The 16,857-nt window shown below is 60.5% G+C and carries 16 protein-coding genes, 1 tRNA gene and 3 pseudogenes; 11 read left to right on the top strand and 9 right to left on the bottom strand.

Annotated elements, in window-relative coordinates:
• The first annotated feature begins 165 nt into the window (after positions 1-165).
• The 6 genes and pseudogenes from E0F99_RS07235 (at position 166) to E0F99_RS07210 (ending at position 2,916) form a co-directional block, all read left to right on the top strand.
• Positions 166-239: transfer RNA gene (locus E0F99_RS07235), tRNA-Gly, on the top strand.
• Between the two features lie 195 nt (positions 240-434).
• Entirely contained in the window at positions 435-959 is a 525-nt protein-coding gene (locus E0F99_RS07230; RefSeq protein ID WP_083359677.1) for a DUF3833 domain-containing protein, read from the top strand.
• A 23-nt stretch (positions 960-982) separates the two neighbouring features.
• The gene (locus tag E0F99_RS07225) at positions 983-1,288 is read left to right on the top strand and encodes a DUF6482 family protein (protein ID WP_083359678.1); all 306 of its coding nucleotides are present in this window, start codon (positions 983-985) and stop codon (positions 1,286-1,288) included.
• Between the two features lie 117 nt (positions 1,289-1,405).
• Positions 1,406-1,513, top strand: a pseudogene (locus tag E0F99_RS30390) (type II toxin-antitoxin system HicB family antitoxin); the annotation flags it as partial.
• A gap of 364 nt (positions 1,514-1,877) precedes the next feature.
• Positions 1,878-2,378 (top strand): methylated-DNA--[protein]-cysteine S-methyltransferase, encoded by a 501-nt coding sequence (locus E0F99_RS07215; protein WP_083359679.1) that lies wholly within the window; start codon positions 1,878-1,880, stop codon positions 2,376-2,378.
• A gap of 112 nt (positions 2,379-2,490) precedes the next feature.
• Positions 2,491-2,916 carry a low affinity iron permease family protein gene (locus tag E0F99_RS07210; protein ID WP_083359680.1) on the top strand — a complete coding sequence of 142 codons (426 nt, stop codon included), beginning with the start codon at positions 2,491-2,493 and terminating at the stop codon, positions 2,914-2,916.
• A gap of 58 nt (positions 2,917-2,974) precedes the next feature.
• Here the strand turns inward: E0F99_RS07210 and E0F99_RS07205 are convergent, their stop codons facing one another.
• From E0F99_RS07205 to E0F99_RS07190, 4 genes and pseudogenes are all read right to left on the bottom strand, one after another.
• Positions 2,975-3,502 carry a DUF4142 domain-containing protein gene (locus E0F99_RS07205; RefSeq protein WP_083359681.1) on the bottom strand — a complete coding sequence of 176 codons (528 nt, stop codon included), beginning with the start codon at positions 3,500-3,502 and terminating at the stop codon, positions 2,975-2,977.
• 118 nt (positions 3,503-3,620) lie between these two features.
• Positions 3,621-4,262 carry a LysE family translocator gene (locus E0F99_RS07200; RefSeq protein WP_083359682.1) on the bottom strand — a complete coding sequence of 214 codons (642 nt, stop codon included), beginning with the start codon at positions 4,260-4,262 and terminating at the stop codon, positions 3,621-3,623.
• A gap of 54 nt (positions 4,263-4,316) precedes the next feature.
• Positions 4,317-4,726 (bottom strand): annotated as a pseudogene (gene fos / locus E0F99_RS07195) (fosfomycin resistance glutathione transferase).
• A gap of 13 nt (positions 4,727-4,739) precedes the next feature.
• Positions 4,740-5,657, bottom strand: a complete 918-nt coding sequence (locus E0F99_RS07190; RefSeq protein ID WP_408003408.1) for a LysR substrate-binding domain-containing protein — start codon at positions 5,655-5,657, stop codon at positions 4,740-4,742.
• 77 nt (positions 5,658-5,734) lie between these two features.
• Between E0F99_RS07190 and E0F99_RS07185 the strand changes: the two genes are divergently transcribed.
• Complete coding sequence (locus tag E0F99_RS07185) at positions 5,735-6,223, top strand: DMT family transporter (RefSeq protein WP_083359684.1); 489 nt, start codon at positions 5,735-5,737, stop codon at positions 6,221-6,223.
• 126 nt (positions 6,224-6,349) lie between these two features.
• Here E0F99_RS07185 and E0F99_RS07180 read toward each other — a convergent pair whose 3' ends face one another.
• The 5 genes and pseudogenes from E0F99_RS07180 to yiaY all read right to left on the bottom strand — a co-directional run bounded on the left by E0F99_RS07180 (position 6,350) and on the right by yiaY (position 10,962).
• Positions 6,350-7,291: a hydroxymethylglutaryl-CoA lyase gene (locus E0F99_RS07180; protein WP_083359685.1), complete on the bottom strand. Its 942-nt coding sequence runs from the start codon at positions 7,289-7,291 to the stop codon at positions 6,350-6,352.
• Positions 7,288-8,481: a CaiB/BaiF CoA transferase family protein gene (locus E0F99_RS07175; protein WP_083359686.1), complete on the bottom strand. Its 1,194-nt coding sequence runs from the start codon at positions 8,479-8,481 to the stop codon at positions 7,288-7,290. The genes E0F99_RS07180 and E0F99_RS07175 overlap by 4 nt, the downstream gene beginning before the upstream one ends.
• 191 nt (positions 8,482-8,672) lie before the next feature.
• Positions 8,673-9,047 (bottom strand): annotated as a pseudogene (locus tag E0F99_RS07170) (LysR family transcriptional regulator); the annotation flags it as partial.
• Positions 9,047-9,721 (bottom strand): NAD(P)H-binding protein, encoded by a 675-nt coding sequence (locus E0F99_RS07165; protein WP_083359687.1) that lies wholly within the window; start codon positions 9,719-9,721, stop codon positions 9,047-9,049. The pseudogene E0F99_RS07170 and the gene E0F99_RS07165, both read right to left, overlap by 1 nt.
• A gap of 92 nt (positions 9,722-9,813) precedes the next feature.
• Positions 9,814-10,962, bottom strand: a complete 1,149-nt coding sequence (gene yiaY, locus E0F99_RS07160) for an L-threonine dehydrogenase (protein ID WP_130908736.1) — start codon at positions 10,960-10,962, stop codon at positions 9,814-9,816.
• Positions 10,963-11,085: 123 nt separating this feature from the next.
• Here yiaY and E0F99_RS07155 point away from each other — a divergent pair, with 123 nt between their 5' ends.
• The 4 genes from E0F99_RS07155 to E0F99_RS07140 all read left to right on the top strand — a co-directional run bounded on the left by E0F99_RS07155 (position 11,086) and on the right by E0F99_RS07140 (position 16,512).
• Complete coding sequence (locus tag E0F99_RS07155; protein WP_083359689.1) at positions 11,086-12,102, top strand: DUF4917 family protein; 1,017 nt, start codon at positions 11,086-11,088, stop codon at positions 12,100-12,102.
• A gap of 209 nt (positions 12,103-12,311) precedes the next feature.
• A complete protein-coding gene (locus E0F99_RS07150; RefSeq protein WP_083359690.1) occupies positions 12,312-12,860 on the top strand; it encodes an RNA polymerase sigma factor in 549 nt (182 codons plus the stop codon).
• Positions 12,857-13,825 (top strand): FecR family protein, encoded by a 969-nt coding sequence (locus E0F99_RS07145; RefSeq protein ID WP_083359691.1) that lies wholly within the window; start codon positions 12,857-12,859, stop codon positions 13,823-13,825. Before E0F99_RS07150 ends, E0F99_RS07145 begins: the two co-directional genes overlap by 4 nt.
• A gap of 128 nt (positions 13,826-13,953) precedes the next feature.
• Entirely contained in the window at positions 13,954-16,512 is a 2,559-nt protein-coding gene (locus tag E0F99_RS07140; protein ID WP_083359692.1) for a TonB-dependent receptor, read from the top strand.
• The last annotated feature ends 345 nt before the right edge of the window (positions 16,513-16,857 follow it).

The following is a 16,857-nucleotide window of genomic DNA, read 5'->3' as shown; positions in this document are numbered from 1 at the left end:
TCAGTCGCACTCAGGTGCAGGCCATCGCAGGTAAACCCGCTCCCACACCAGCGTGCGCCGGTATGAGGCCTGTTCGTCGACTGGCGTGATGAACGCAACCCACACATTTTTCGAAGAAAAACTTCAAATTCCGGCGAACATCTGGTACAAAGTCAGCCGCTCTGAGCGGGTATAGTTTAGTGGCAAAACGAAAGCTTCCCAAGCTTTAGTTGAGGGTTCGATTCCCTCTACCCGCTCCACTCACATAGTGCACTCACGTCAGTATAGTTCTGACGAGGGACGCGTAAAAAACCGGTCCATGTGACCGGTTTTTTTATGGGCGCGATTTAAGCGATCAGTCATTCGTCCGGTCAAACCTGTACAAATCAATATTTCTGTACAAGTATTAAGTCTGAGCGTTGGCGCTTCGCCACGTACGATCCCGGAGCCGGGCAATGACACGTCTACTGGTTTCATTGTTGCTGGTGTTGAGTGTAAGCAGTTGCGGCAACGTAGGGGTCGACCACTACGCCGACCAACAGCCGCAGCTGGACCTGCAACGTTTCTTCAGCAAACCCGTCAAGGCCTGGGGGATTTTCCAGAAGCGTTCGGGCGAAGTGGCCAAGCGCTTTGAAGTGAATATCGCCAGCCGGCGCGAGGGCAACGCCTTGATTCTCGACGAGCGCTTCCTGTACAGCGATGGTACGCGCCAACAGCGAGTGTGGACGTTGACACCCGATGGCCCGGGGCGCTGGCGCGGTCGTGCAGGTGATGTGGTCGGCGAGGCGATTGGCGAAGTGGCGGGCAACGCGCTGCGTTGGCGCTACCGGCTCAACCTGCCGGTGGATGGTTCAGTGTACGAAGTCAGCTTTGATGACTGGATGTACTTGATGGACGAAGACACCTTGATCAACCGTTCCAGCATGACCAAGTTCGGCGTCGAATGGGGCCAGATCACGTTGTTTTTCCGTCGCCAATAAACGACCGAGAGTGAGGGTGAATCATGAATATGAAAATGCTGACCGAACTGGCGGTAAAAGGCGAAGTGCGTGAGCTGGAACTGCTGTCGCTGGAAGGTGGTTTCTACATCGCGCGCGTCAGGTTGGATCATGTCGAAATGACGCTGCTGGACGATGATGCTAAACCGATGCGCATCGGTTCCACCACGCATTTGCGCGACCTGTTGCAACGGGTTCCGCCGTTTCCCTGCGTGCTGGTCCAGCAGTGCGTGCACGATGAAATGTGCGGTGCACGGGAAGGGCCGATCGGCGCGTTGCGTATTCCGTTTACGCTGAGCGCATCGCTCTAAAACGCTTTGCATTTTCTGGCTGCCCTTGCGTTCAGTATGTGCAGACTATCTGCTCAGCTGACCGTCCCCGGAGGGCAATAGACATGCTTTACCCCATCGCAATTTCAACCGTTGAAAGGGCTCTTCGAGATCCTTGCGCAAGATAGCGCGCCGATTCCCAGCGCACAAAAAGTTAGCGTGCATGCGGCCAACCCACAGTACGCTGGCTGCGCCCGGGCCGTGGTGTTGCCATTATTAGTCTCGTTTGTAAGGCTGCCATTTCCCCTTGGGTTGCTCATGGTGCTGGGCGCTATTGCTGCTTCGGCTTATGGCGTAAGGCTTGCCTGGCGCCATAAGCCGACGCCTGGGCGTATTCGCGTTGATCGTCACGCGGCTCACTGTGATTTCGCCAGTGGCAATTGGCGAGGTCTCAATACTCAAGGGGCTTTATAGAATCGCCTGGTTCTACGGGTACCCGCACGGCTCCGATTGGGTTTACTGGAGCCTCTAAACTCAGGGAGAATTTGATCGCAAGAAACGTAGTTTCCAGCCCGGCGGGGAGAACTACAGTAGCGCCGTACCTGTTAAATGCCCTTCGAGGAATCAGCTCATGTCCTACGAATACAAGCTCATGCCCTCCCCCGTCGGCCAGCTCACCTTGGTCGCGCGCGACGGCAAACTCAGCGCCATCCTGTGGGAAACAGAGCGTGCTAACCGTGTGCGTTTGGGTGAATTGCAGGAGGCCAACGACAGCCCGGTGTTGTTGGAAGCCGAGCGCCAGTTGCGAGAGTATTTCGCTGGCACCCGCAACCAGTTTGAACTGGAACTGGATTTCACCGGCACCGCGTTTCAAAAACAAGTCTGGCAGGCGCTGCTGACCATCCCCTTTGGCGAAACCCGCAGCTACAGCCAGATCGCCCAGCAGATCGGCAACCCCAAAGCCGTGCGTGCGGTGGGCGCTGCCAACGGCCGCAACCCGATCTCGATCATCGCACCGTGCCACCGTGTCATCGGCGCTTCAGGCGGGCTGACCGGGTTTGCCGGAGGGCTTGAGACCAAGCAATATCTGCTCGCCCTGGAAGGTACGCGCCAGGCAGCGCTGGCGCTCTGAACACGTCGCGACAAAAACGCACAACTTTGTTCACGCGCCAAAATGTAAAAAGAAATTTCAAAGCACGGCTGCGGTCCATCATTTCATCACCCACCCGTTAAGGAAAAAGGTCATGAAATTCTCCGCTGTCTCGCAGTCTCTGTCGCGCTGGGCAGGCAGTGCCCGGACGTTTTACGCCGCCGTTGCACTGATTTTGCTGTGGAGCCTGAGCGGGCCGTATTTTCACTATAACGACACCTGGCAACTGATTATCAACACCTCGACCACCATCATCACCTTCCTGATGGTGTTCCTGATCCAGAACACGCAAAACCGCGATAACGACATCCTGCATATCAAGATTGATGAGCTGCTGCGCGTTTCCAAGGATGCGCAGAACGCGGTGTTGAGCCTGGACGGGCTGGACCGCAAAGAGCTGGAAAAACTGCGCAAGGAATACCGCAGCATCGGCGCCACCGGCAGCGTCAGCCTCAACAGCAGCTGCGGTGACATGGTCGATGACGCGGTAGCGAATAAAACCGACCTGAACCAGGCATAAAAAAAACGGCGGTTGGACTTGACCAAACCGCCGTTTTTTTCAGTTCACCGCAAATGAATCAACCGTCGCCTTGATGACCTTTACCGTAAGTCGACGCCAGGGCACGGGCTTTTTGCAGACGCTCTTGCAGCTTAGGCAGCGTCTCGTCCACCAGCGCTTTTATCTCCGGCACATCCGAGGCCGCACCTTCCTGTTTGAACAAGGCGATCGCGTCTTCGTTTTCCTTGACCTGCTGCGCGGTGTAGGCGGCGTCAAAGGTGTCGCCATCCTTGAGCTCGGGCATCAGGGTTTCGGCCTTGTCGACGATCTTCTCGCGCGGCGCCACCGGCAAGTCGAGCTTCTTGGCGATCGCCGCCAGATGCTGGTTGGCCAAGGTGCGCTCGTTAATCACCTCGATGGTGTAGTCCTTGATTTCCTGGGACGAGGTTTTGGCGTGGGCCATGCGACTGGTTTCGATATCGGCCATACCTATGGCCGAAGCCTGCTCGATGAATTCAGCAGGCGACTGGGCGAGAGCATTGCTGGCGCCGAGGCCCAGCAGCATCGCGAAACTGGCGGTGCGTAACCGGATAGCCATGCGGCTCATGATGGGTTCCTCCAGGGCAAAAATAAGTGCGGGAAAATACACCCGCCCTGAATTCGAATTTTCAGGGCAGCAAAGGTTTAGAAAAAACTTCCCAGTGCGACGAACGGTCGTCGTCGCATCAGGCCGGTTTGCTGCCGAACAGGCCGGGCAATGCATGCGCCAGCGCATTAATGGCGAAGCCGATGAACATCACACCGCACAGTTTAGTGATCAGGATTTCATGGCGCTGATACACCGTGCGCACGCGCTGGGCGCCCACCACGCCGATCAGAATGGCGTAGGCCAGCACGCCACCGACGAAGCTCAGGAAGATCAACGACGGCAGCATCGCCCAGGTCAGCAACTCGGCACGGCTGGACAGCAGCGCGGTAAATGTCGCCACCGCCACCGGGTAGGCTTTGGGGTTGGTCAAGCCGAACAGAATGCCGTGCCAGAACGGATGCCGCGCCGCGCCCTGAGGTGCATCGCTGCTGCGACGCTGGGTGCGAATGGCGCGCCAGCCGAGCCAGAACAAATACAAGCCGCTGAGCACACCAAGTACATCAAAGGCACTGCTGCCGACTTCCCGCGCACCAACAATGGCGATCAGCGCAGTACTGCACCACACCACGTCCCCCAGCAAATGCCCGCACAGAAAACCCGCACCGGCGCGGCGGCCACGCGCAGCGCCAATGCCGAACACGGCCAGGACGCCCGGGCCTGGGGTAATCCCGTAGATAAAACCCGAAGCGAGGACGGCGAGCAGCAAGGATGGGGTCATGGGCGCGACTCTGACAGACGGTTGAGAGGTGCAAGGATTCTGCACGTTCTGGGGCTATGGGTAAAACTTCATTCCGGCATACGGCTTGGCGCGACAGGCGTGCAGGCGCGAGGCTAAATCGCCGACGTGCACTTCGAGCTGTGGCCATCGGGGTCGAGAAAGTAGAACGAGGCGCCTTCACTGCGGTTGTCGCGCCACTCCTGGACCTTTGCCGCGCGCAGGCGCGCCACCAGCGCGGGGAAATCACTGGCAGCGGCGGTGAACGCGTAGTGGGTGTACTCCGCTGCGGGTTCTGACTGACGCGAGGGATCGAGCGACAAACACAGCCACAAACCGGGCAATGAGAGGTAGGCACCGTTGTCCCAGGTGGCGTCGATTTGAAGGTGCAGCACCTGGTGATAGAAGTTGACGCTGCGGTTCAAATCGGTGACGGCAAGGGTCAGGTGGTTGAGGCCTGAGAGCATGGTGGGCTTCCTGTTATCGGTGGCTTTCGGACAATACACCCTGTACCTGCCCAATCAACCACTGCAACCCCGAATCCCCACCCCGCCGCGCATGCCACGCCAGCTCAAAGGCAAACGAGGGAATATGAAACGGCGGCGGCACGGCCAGCAAATGCTGCTGATCGATGTTGGGTACGCCTCTGGATGACACCGTCAAAATCAGGTCGGTGCCCTGGATCAACTGCGGCGCCACGCCCCAATGCGGCAGGCTGATCGCCACATGCCGCCGCTCACGAATCGCCGTCAACGCCCGCTCGATTTCCGGGGTGCCGCTGCCGCGCATTTCCAGCAGCACATGGGGGCGTGACAGGTAGGTGGGCAGGTCGAGCGTGCCGTTTGCCGGCAGGCTGTCGCGGTCTACCAGGCAGGTGTAATGCTCCTCGAACAACAGTGTGGTGCGCAGTTCGGCGGGCATATCAGGAAAGACCCCAGCGGCCAGGTCAATGTCGCCATTGAGCACGCCGTCCACCATGCCTTCGCGGCTGGCCTGGATGATTTGCAGGTCGATGCCGGGCGCCTCATGACGCAGGACGCGGACCAAACCGGGTAGCAAAATCGCCGCGCTGTAGTCCGACATTGCCACGCGAAATCTGCGCTTGGCCGACGCCGGGTCAAACCGGTTCGGCGCCAGCAGCGCCTGCACCTGGGCCAGGGCTTCGGCCAACGGCCCAGCCAATTCCAGAGCGCGCGCGGTCGGCACAAATGTGCCGCCCTGGCGCACCAGCAACGGGTCATTCAACACATCCCGCAGGCGCGCCAACGCATGGCTGACCGCTGGCTGGCTCAGGTGCAGACGCTCAGCAGCACGGGTGACGTGTTGCTCGCTGAGCAAGGCATCCAGGACTACCAGCAGGTTGAGGTCGATACGGCGCAGATCATTCATCAGCTGCATACCCAGCATAAGAACTTTGAATTTAAATTTGCGCGACGAATAGCCTAGAGTCCAGCAAAACCTTTGGGAGATTTGAAATGACGACGTTGTATTGGCTGGGTTTGTTGGCGCTGGCGGTAATCGCCGGGGCGGTAGTGCCGTTTCAAAGTGCGATCAATGCCAACCTCGGGCGCGGGCTGGGCCACCCATTGTGGGCCACGCTGGCGTCACTGTTGGTGAGCATTATCGTGCTGCTGCCGGTGATTCTGGCGTTGCGTTTACCACTGCCGAGCCTGGCGTTTATCACTAAAGCACCGCTGTGGATGTGGGCCGGCGGTGCATTTGGCGTGTGCTTTATTTCCCTGGCGTTGATGCTGCTGCCCAGGCTCGGCGCGTCGGGTTTTATCGCGCTAGCCATGGCAGGGCAGATTCTGGCCGCACTGCTGCTCGACCACTTTGGGCTGTTCGGCCTGATGGAGCGCCAACTAACAACGCCCCGTGTGTTGGGGGCGTTGTTATTGATTGGCGCGGTGGTGTTGATTCAGTTCAGCAGCACGCCCGCCCGTGTACTGGCAACTGCGGGCTGACCAGGGCTTTTTCGGTATCGATTTGAGCGGCTGGGCGCGCGCGCGCCTCCAACGTATTAGTGCTCATGCTTTCTCTCCAGTGGGCTGCTCAAAGGCACCCGATTGTTTTTGTTGTCGGGTGCGGCATTACAGCGTGGCGATGTAAGCCGGCGGCAGATGCAGGTCGCCGTTGCGCCCGGCTTTCGCCACTTGGCCAGGCAACTCATGGCCGAGCAGAGCCGGTAGGCGGCGGGACATGTGCAGCACGTGCGGCAGGTCGATACCGGTGTGAATACCGACTTCGTCACACAGGTTGAGCAAATCTTCGGTGCAGATATTGCCCGAAGCCCCCGGCGCAAACGGGCAGCCGCCGAGGCCACCCAGCGCGGCATCAAAACGCCGTGCGCCAGCTTCATAAGCCGCCAGCACATTGCACAAACCCAGGCCGCGGGTGTTGTGAAAATGCAGGGTCAGGTCGCTGGCCGGAACGCGCGCCAGCACACGCTTGACCAGACGTTGCACCTGGCGCGGGTTGGCCATGCCAGTGGTGTCGGCAAGCGTGATGCCCTGGATGCCCAACTCGCGGTAGGCGTCGACGATTTGCAGCACGCGGTCTTCATCAATCTTGCCTTCAAACGGGCAACCGAAGGTGGTGGCGATGCTACCGTTGAGGTGCACCGGGTAGTCGGCGGCGAAGCTGACGATATCGCCAAACGCTGCCAATGACGCCTCGCAACGCATGCGCATATTGGCCAGGTTGTGGGTCTGGCTGGCGGACATCACCAGGTTCAACTCATCGGCCCGGGATTCGATGGCACGCTGGGCGCCTTTGAGGTTGGGGATCAGCGCCACGTAGATCACACCCGGCGTGCGCGCGATGCCCTGGAACACTTGCTCGCCATCGCGCAATGCAGGAATGGCTTTGGGCGAGACGAATGAACCGGCTTCGATCCGCGAAAAGCCGGCCAACGACAGCTGGTTGATCAGCGCGATTTTGTCGGCCGTCTCGACCCAGGTCGGTTCGATTTGCAGGCCGTCGCGCGGCGACACTTCCTGCACGATCAGCGGGTCGCAATAGTCGGTGATCATTGCACCACTCCCGTGGTTTTCAAGCGTTGGATATCGGCACCGGTCAGGCCCAGCCCGGCGAGGATGTCGTCGGTGTGCTGGCCCAGTGTCGGGCCTTGCCAGTTCACCGCGCCTGGGGTTTCGGAAAGCTTGGGCACGATGCCGGGCATTTTTACCGACACGCCGCCGGGCAGTACGGCATTGAGCAACATGCCGCGCGCCTGGTAGTGCGGGTCACTGACAATATCGGCCGCCGAGTAGATGCGCCCGGCTGGCACTTCGGCCGCTTCCAGAGCGCTGAGCACTTGGTCGATGGGCAGGCTGCTGGTCCAGTGGGTAATCGCCGCGTCAAGCAGCCCGCTCTTCGCCGCACGGCCATCGTTATGAGCAAACTCCGGCGCTTCGGCCAAGTCGGCGCGGCCGATGGTGGTCATCAGGCGCTTATAGATCGGGTCGCTGTTGCCGGCGATCACCACGTAAGTGCCATCGGCAGTCAGGTAGGTGTTGGAGGGCGCGATGCCGGGCAAGGCGCCGCCGCTGCGTTCGCGCACATGGCCGAGCATGTCGTATTCGGGCACCAGGCTTTCCATCAGGTTGAACACGCTTTCGGCCAGGGACACATCGACAACCTGCCCGTCGCCCTGCCCGGTCTTGACCCGCAGCAGCGACATCAGCGCGCCGATCACGCCGTGCAGGGAAGCGAGGGAGTCGCCCAGGCTCACGCCCACTCGCGCCGGTGGCGAATCAGGGTTGCCAGTGGTGTAGCGAATGCCGCCCATGGCCTCGCCGATGGCTCCGAAGCCTGGGCGGTCGCGGTAAGGGCCGGTCTGGCCGTAGCCGGAGATGCGTACCAGGGTCAGCTTGGGGTTGAGGGCGTGCAACACATCCCAGCCCAGGCCGAGTTTTTCCAGGCCGCCAGGGCGCAGGTTTTCAATCAGTACGTCGGCGTCGCCGAGCAGTTGTTTGATCAGGCCAAGGCCTTCCGGGGACTTGAGGTCCAGGGCCAGGGACTTCTTGTTGCGCGATTGCAGGTACCACCAAAGCGACGTGCCTTCGTGCAGTTTTCGCCATTTTCGAAGTGGGTCGCCCTGGCCCATGGCTTCGATCTTGATCACCTCGGCGCCGAACTCGGCCATCAACCGGGCGGCGAACGGCGCGGCAATCAGGGTGCCGATCTCAATCACCTTGATACCGTTCAATGGAGCCGTCATGGGGTGTGCCTCTTATTCTTGAAATGTGTGGCCTAGGCTAGAGGACAGCCGTAGGAAAAATCCAACCGTCAGTTGGCAACGAGCGTTCGCAAAACACGAACAACAATACAATCACGGCGTTGACTCGATCGCTATCGCGGGCAAGCCCGCCCCCACAGGTGATCGCATTCATAGGTGGGAGCCGGGCTTGCCCGCCTCGCGCGCGGCCGCATGTCTTCGGGTAGGAACTGAATGATCGCCGACAGATTGGCCAGCATGCGCACATAACCTCGCACGCCATGGCTGTGCTCGCCCAGCTCCAGGCCGATTTTTTCGACGTTGAACAGCATCTGCCGCGCAGGGTGCAACAGGGTTTCGCTCGCAGCGGTGAGGTCCATGCCCTTAGCCCGACGCACGAACAGGCTGACGCCCAGCACGTGTTCCAGCGCCATCAGACGCTTGCTCGCCGCGGACACCGCAACGGCCTCGCGGGCAGCTGCGCGGGTCAGCGTGCCTTCCTCGAACACTGCAACGAAGAGTTGCAAGGTGATCAAGTCCAGGCGACGCACCCAGCTCTTGTGCAGCATCAGTGACGCTCGGCTGCCAGGCGATTGATGTCGGCCTGCTCCACCACCGCGTGCGGCGCACCATGGCGCACGGCAGCCAACATCGCTTGGCCGACGGTCTCGGTGCTCACGACCCAGCCCGGGTTGACCCGACGTACGAAAGAGAGCGCCGGCCCGAGTACGCAATAGAAGGATTGGTACAGCGGCGTTTTCGAACGCACGCCATGCAACGGCTGAATCACCCCCGGCCGAAACAGGTACACCGCCTTGAACGGCAAGCGCAACAAAGCGTTTTCGGTCTTGCCCTTGACCCGCGCCCACATCGACTTGCCCGCCTCGGAGCTGTCGGTGCCGGCGCCGGACACGTAGATAAAGGTCATCTGCGGATTGAGTCGTGCCAAGGTGCTGGCCGCGACCAGCGTCAAGTCATAGGTGAGGTGGGTGTACTTGGCTTCATTCATGCCCGCTGACGAAACGCCGAGACAGAAGAAACACGCATCAAAACCTTGCAGCAGGTTTTCCAGCGGCTGGAAATCCAGCATGTCACTGTGCAGCACCTGGTGCAGCTTGCCGTGCTCCTGGGTGAGGGCCGTGCGGCCAACGGCGACGACTTCCTGTACGTCAGCAGCCAGCAGGCACTCGCGCAGCACGCCTTGGCCGACCATGCCGGTAGCGCCGAATAACAGAACTCTCATTGGGGGACCTCAGCGGCAAGCCGCAAGCTTCATGCTTAAGTTAAATGCAGTTCAGCTTGTAGCTTACCGTCTGCAGCGTGTGGCTGCCCCTTTTAGAAAGCGCTGCGAAAGATCTCCTCGATCTGCCGCTGATCCGCCCGCCGTGGGTTGGTCAGCCCACAGGCGTCCTTCAACGCATGGGTGGCCAGCAACGGAATGTCCTGCAACTTGGCGCCCAGCTCACGCAAGCCGGCGGGAATCTCAACATCCTGGGCCAAGGTGCGAATGGCGGCGATGGCAGCTTGGGCACCCTCTTCCGGGGTAATTCCTTTGATATCGGCGCCCAATGCGCGCGCCACGTCACTCAAGCGCTTGGCGCAAACGCTGGCGTTGAAGCTTTGCACGTGGGGCAACAAGACCGCGTTGCACACACCGTGGGGCAAGTCGTAGAGGCCGCCGAGTTGGTGGGCCATGGCATGCACAAAACCCAGGGAGGCATTGTTGAATGCCATCCCGGCGAGGAACTGCGCATAGGCCATGTTTTCCCGCGCGGCTTTGTCGGTGCCATCACGCACCACCAGACGCAGGTTGGCGCTGATCAGCTCAATGGCCTTGATCGCACAAGCGTCGGTAATCGGGTTGGCGGCGGTAGAAACGTAAGCTTCGATGGCATGCGTCAGGGCGTCCATGCCGGTCGCGGCGGTTAAGCCCTTGGGCATGCCGACCATCAGCGCCGGGTCGTTGACCGACAACAACGGCGTGACGTTACGGTCGACGATGGCCATTTTCACGTGGCGGGTTTCGTCGGTGATGATGCAGAAGCGGGTCATCTCGCTGGCGGTGCCCGCGGTGGTGTTGATGGCCACCAGTGGCAGTTGCGGCTTGCTGGATTGGTCGACGCCTTCGTAGTCGCCGATATGCCCACCATTGGTGGCGCACAGCGCGATGCCCTTGGCACAGTCATGGGGCGAACCGCCGCCCAGGGACACTACGAAATCGCACTGGCTATGCTGCAACAGCGCCAGGCCCTTCTCGACGTTTTCCACATTGGGGTTGGGCTTGGCGCCGTCGTAGATGACCGAGTCGATATCCTGCATCGCCAGCTTCTCGGCGATCATGCTGGCCACGCCGGCCTTGGCAAGGCCCGCATCAGTGACGATCAGAGCCTTGCGAAAACCGTAGTTGCGGATGGCAATCATGGCCTCGTCGAGGCAGTCGGTGCCCATGATGTTGACGGCGGGAATAAAGAAGGTGCTTCTCATGGTCAATCCTCAGAGGCGTTATGCCTACAGAATCAACCTGACTTGCCTGCGCCATCTTGATCAGGATCAACGCCCGCTCGTGATAAAGTCACCACCCAGCCGATTTCGAGTAGACCCGCCGCAATGAAGGATTTCCACGATATTGACGCCCACCTTGAAGACTGGAGCGCGCTGCGCAGCGCCGTCGACTTCAGTGGGATTCTGATCGGCAATGGCGCGAGCCGCACGATTTGGGAAGACTTTGCCTACGACTCTCTGTTCGAAAACGCCCGTACCGTCGAAGAAAAACCCCTCAGCCAATCCGAGCTGAGTGTGTTCGACGCCCTGCAAACCCGCAGTTTCGAGCAGGCGCTGGGCGCGTTGAAGACCACCAGCCGGGTCAACAAGGCCCTGGCAGTCAGCTCGGCGGCGCCGCGCAATCGCTACTACGCGATCAAGGAAGCGCTGATCAATACCCTCCACGCCGTGCACATTCCGTGGCGCTTGGTGCAGCCGTCAACGCTGGCGACGATCAACGCGGAACTGGCTCGCTACTCCACGGTATTCACCAGCAATTACGACCTGCTCAACGCTTGGGCGATCCTGCACACGCCAGGCATCGACGATCTGTTCCGCAGCGCCGATGCCAGCTTCGACCTGCGCAACACCCGCACCGAGGCCACGCGCATCCTCTACCTGCACGGCGGCCTGCACCTGGTGCGCAACCTCGACGGTACGGCGCGAAAATTGCCGTCCACCGACAGCATTCTGCTCAGCAGTTTTGCGATCAACAACACGATCAAGACCCTGGATGATGTGCCGCTGTTTGTCAGCGAAGGCAAGGTGCAAGAGAAGCTCAAAACCATCCGCAGTTCGGACTACTTGTCGTTCTGTTACGAGCAGTTGCTCAGCCATGCAGGTGCGCTGTGCATCTTCGGCCAGGACCTCGGGCCGCAGGATAAGCACCTGGTGGATGCGCTTCGCCAGGCCAGGATTACAACCCTGGCGATTTCGGTGTCGGGGCGCAGCGATGGGTTTATTCGCCAGCAGAAGCGCCGCTATTCGCAGCTATTTGAGGGCAGCGGCGTGGACTTGAAATTCTTTGCGGCGCGCACGCATCCGTTGGGTAATAGCGCGTTGTCCGTCCCCGTTGAACGCTGATCTCCCGGAACAAAGAGAATCAAATGTGGGAGGAGGCTTGCTCCCGATTGCAGTGAATCAGTCGCCACATTCATGGGCTGACACACTGCCATCGAGCGCAAGCCCCCTCCCACATTTTGAGCGAGCCACACTCACCTAGAGACAAATGACAATAATTCTCGATATCATTCGCGGCTTTTCTACGTCGTGCTTCGTCAAGAAGGATATCCATGTCTCGTCCCAAGCCCGACCCGTTGTCGACCGATGCCTTTCGCGGGTTTTATGCAGACATCCTGTATTTCCTGCGCAAACGCACGGACAACGCCAGCGACGCGGCGGACATGACCCAGGATGTCTTTACCCAATGGCTGGACTACCGCGACCGGGCCAAGGTCGAGCAGCCACGGGCGTTTCTGTTCCAGATGGCGCGCAACCTGCTGCGCGATCACTGGCGTAAGCAGAAGGTACGGCAGACCGTCCACCTTGCCCCCAACGAAAGGGACGCCGAGCCGGTCACCGATGAGCAAAACGAGCCCATGGTCGCCGCGCAGCGCTTGCAGCGCTTGCAACGCTTGGAACAGTTGAAAGAAGTCCTCGCCGAACTCTCGCCCCGCAGGCGAGAAGCCCTTATGCTGCACCGCTTCGAAGGCCTGAGCCAGGCGCAGATTGCCGAGCGCATGGGCATTTCCACCAGCATGGTGGAAAAGCACATCGCGTTTGCCCTGCTGCATTGCAAGCGACGCCTTCAACACGAACCCGGCACGGAGCAGCCAGAATGAACCGCCTGAGCGACATCGACGCGCTAGACATCGAAGCGAGTGACTCCATCGATGCCCAAGCCGCCAGCTGGTTTGCCCGCAACCGCAGCGACATGGGGCGTGCCGATCGCAAAGCCTTTGCCGCCTGGCAGGCCGTGCCTGCCCATGCCCGCGCGTATGCCGAGTTCGAACAACTGTGGGCCGACCTCGGCCAATTGCAGCAACTGAACAAACCCGTGCCGCTGCCCACGCGCAAGCCTTCTGTCTGGCGCCCTGCCCTGGCCGTCGCCGCCGCGCTGGTTTGCGCCGTGCTGGCCACGCACATCGGCGCGCCTCGCGAGCTTTACCACAGCCAAATCGCCGCCCACGCCAAAGGCATGCGCACCCTGAATCTGCCCGATGGCAGCACGCTGTATGTGAATGCCAACACGCGGCTGCGCGTAGACTTCAGCGCTCACCAACGCCTCCTTCATTTGGACAAGGGCCAGCTGTACATCGAAGTGGCCGCCGATAAGGAACGGCCGCTGTACGTGCAAGCCGGCGAGGCGGATGTGCGGGTGGTCGGCACCGGTTTCGATGTGCGGCGCAGCCAGCAGCAACTGGTGGTCAGCGTTGCCCATGGCCAAGTGGCCTTCGCGCCCGACAGCAAAAGCCCGGTGACCTTACTTGGCGCCCAACAACGCGCGGCCTACAGCTACGCCAAGGGCACGGTGCAACAACAAACCCTCACGGCTGAGGAAGTGGCGGATTGGCGCAGCGGGCACTTGTCATTTCGCAACCGCGACCTGGCCAGCCTGATCGATGAGCTGAGCCTTTACCGGCCGCAGGCACCGTTGCAGGTCAGCAAAGCCGTGGCGCAACTGAAGGTCTCGGGCAATCTGGATGTGAATGACCCGGACGCCCTGCTCAACGCCCTGCCGGCCCTGCTGCCAGTGAAAACGGTGGCCTCAGCCGATGGCATTGTGAGAATCGAACCGAACAAGTAACGCAGGCGAACCCACGGTTGAGAATATTTTGCATTCGCATGTGTGGTTTTTTTAACCTGCCCCGTCTTCCTCCCGACTGTGTTTGATACGCACACCTTTTTGGCAACTTAGCCACCCCGGGGGATTTCATGTTTCGCGCGCCTTGCCACGCTACGCACCTGTTTCTTCGACCGACCCTTATTGCCAGCTGCATGGCGTTGAGCCTCAGTGCCCAGGCCGAGTCGTTCAAGCTGCAACTGCCCGCCCAGTCGCTGGCCACATCCCTGAGCCAGGTGGCGCAGCAAGCGAAAATACAGCTGCTGTTCGATGAAACACTGCTCGAGAACGTGCAGGCGCCAGCGCTCAATGGCGAGTTCACCCCGGAAGTAGCGATTCACAACCTGCTGAAAAACGGCGCGTTCACCCTGATCAAGGTCGGCACCACCTACGTGGTACGCCCCGATGAAGGCAAGCCCACCCACAGTGGGGCAATCGAGCTGGACGCGCTCAGCGTGATCGGCACCGGAAACGACGTCGATTCCAACACCGTCAACCGCTCCACCCTGAGCCAGGCCGACATCGATCGCTACCAGTCCAATAACATCCCCAGCCTGTTGCAGACCTTGCCCGGCGTGAGCCAGGGCGGCTCGCTGAAACCCGGCGGCCAGACCATCAACATCCGTGGTTTCGGCGATGCCGAAGACGTGCCGATGACCGTCGATGGCGCCACCAAAAGTGGCTTTGAGCGCTATCAACAAGGCACGGTGTTTATCGAGCCCGAGCTGATCAAGAGCATCGAGGTCGAGAAAGGCCCCAACTCGCCGTTCACCGGCAACGGCGGTTTTGGCGGCACAGTGAACATGACCACCAAGGATGCCCCGGACTTGCTCAAAGATGGGCACAACAGCGGCGCGATGCTCAAGTACGGTTACTCCAGCAACGACCACGAACAGGTCTACAGCGGCGCCGTGTATGGCCGCACCGACGACGGTCGCTTCGACGCCCTGGCCTACCTGACCCAACGCGACGGCGGCGACATGAAGGTGGCCGCCAAGCTGCCCAACGAGGACAACCTGTTCCCGATCAACCCTCAGCGCCTGCCCAACAGCGCCCAGGATGTGGACGGCAAATTGTTCAAGGTCAACGCGCACCTGACCGATGAGCACAGTGTCGGGCTTTCCTACTCGCGCTCCCACAGCAACCGCTGGACACCGTTTTCCGCCGCCAGCTACCCGGCGCCGCCGACCCAGGCCCAGATCGACCGCTACGGCTACGAAGGCGCGTTGACGCGTTTTTTAGCCCACCGCGACACCGTCGACACCACCTGGTCGGGCAAGTATGAATACCAACCGCTGGACAACCCGCTGGTAGACCTGACCGTCAAGTATTCGCAGTCCAACACCGACCAGACCGACGAGCGCAACGCCAGCGCGTTTTTCCAACTGGCCACCGGCGGGCGCAAGATGGACACGTCCTACACCGACAAGAACCTCGATATCCGCAACGTCAGCCTGTTTGACACCGGCCCCTTGCAGCATGCAGTCACCGTCGGCGGGCAGGTCCGCAAGCACATCCGCGAAACCGAGATGTGGATGCCCGGTAAAACCTACGACACCGCGCGCTACAACTACGGGCACTTCCAGCCAGGCTTCATGCCCCACGGCAAAGTCGACACCAATAGCTTCTTTGTGCAGGATGCGGTGACCGTTGGCGATGTGACCATCACCCCGTCCCTGCGCTACGACCATGTGCGCAATCGCGGCGAAGCCAACGATGCGCCGTACTACAGCAGCCCAAACCCGGCCGTCGGCCACGATTACAGCGACCGCACCTACACCGGTTGGTCACCGCGCCTGGCGCTGTTCTGGAACGTCAACCCGCACCTGGGACTGTTCGCCAACTGGAGCAAGACCTGGCGCGCGCCGGTCATCGACGAGCAGTATGAAGTGCAAGGCCTGGGCAGCCGCACCGCCACCAGCGTCGACCTCGACCCGGAACGCATCACCTCGATCACCGTGGGCAGCGTCGTCAGCTTCGATAACCTGATCGCTCAGGACGACAACCTGCAAGTGCGCACCACGCTGTTCCACAACACAGTTGAAGACGAAATCTTCAAGGCCACCGGCGTTGGCTGCCAAAACCAGGCCGTCAATGGCGGCACGGTTTCCAGCGCCTGCCCACCGGGCGCGATGTCCAACTACCGCAACATCGGCAGCCTGACCATTAAGGGCTTTGAGCTGGAATCGTTCTACAACTCCACCTACCTGTTCGGCTCGGTGTCGTTCGCCTACGCCAAGGGCGAACACGAAGGCGCCTACACCAACCCATGGGGCCCGAACGTGGCAGCACGCGACATTCCACCGACCAAGTGGGTGCTGGTACTGGGCACCCACATTCCGGCGTGGGATGCCCAGGTGGGCTGGATGGGTCAGTTCATCGGTGCGACCGACCGCTTGCCCAGCGACAAATATTCCGGCGGCCCGGGCAGTAGCGTGGGCGACCTGTTCTACGACCAATACGGCAACAAGGCCTACAACACCCAAGGCCTGTTCGCCAAATGGAAGCCGCAACAGGCTTACCTGAAAGGCACCGAGGTGAATTTCACCGTGGACAACCTGTTCAACAACAACTTCCGCCCGGCCTTGAGCGGCGACCGTGCCTACACCAAAGGCCGCGATGCGAAGATCAGCGTTACGCGGTTCTTCTGATTGTGGGAACTGGCTCGCCTGCGATACAGGCGACTCGGTGTATCAGGCATCTCGAGGTGGTGCTATCGCAGCATAGGTATCTACACATCTTTTTATGGGTTGAATGCTTTGGTTGTCGCGGGGGCGCTGGGTACATATCCGTTATTTGGGTAACGGCGGCTATGGGTTCCGCTCTTACAGCGGGTCACTTTTGAAAGAGCGCAAAAGTAACCAAAACGCTCTTGCCCCACCACTCGGCACCTCGCCTAGGCTCGGTGTGCCCTCACGCAGGCTTTGGACCGTGGGCCGCCGCCATGGGCCATCCTTGGCCCATCGCGGCTAAACCGGCGTCCTGCCGGTTTACCC

The organism is Pseudomonas antarctica, from assembly GCF_900624995.1.
In the GTDB taxonomy this organism is placed as follows: domain Bacteria; phylum Pseudomonadota; class Gammaproteobacteria; order Pseudomonadales; family Pseudomonadaceae; genus Aquipseudomonas; species Aquipseudomonas antarctica.
Note: the sequence above shows the minus strand (reverse complement) of the source record. Positions and strands in the feature narration are given on the sequence as shown.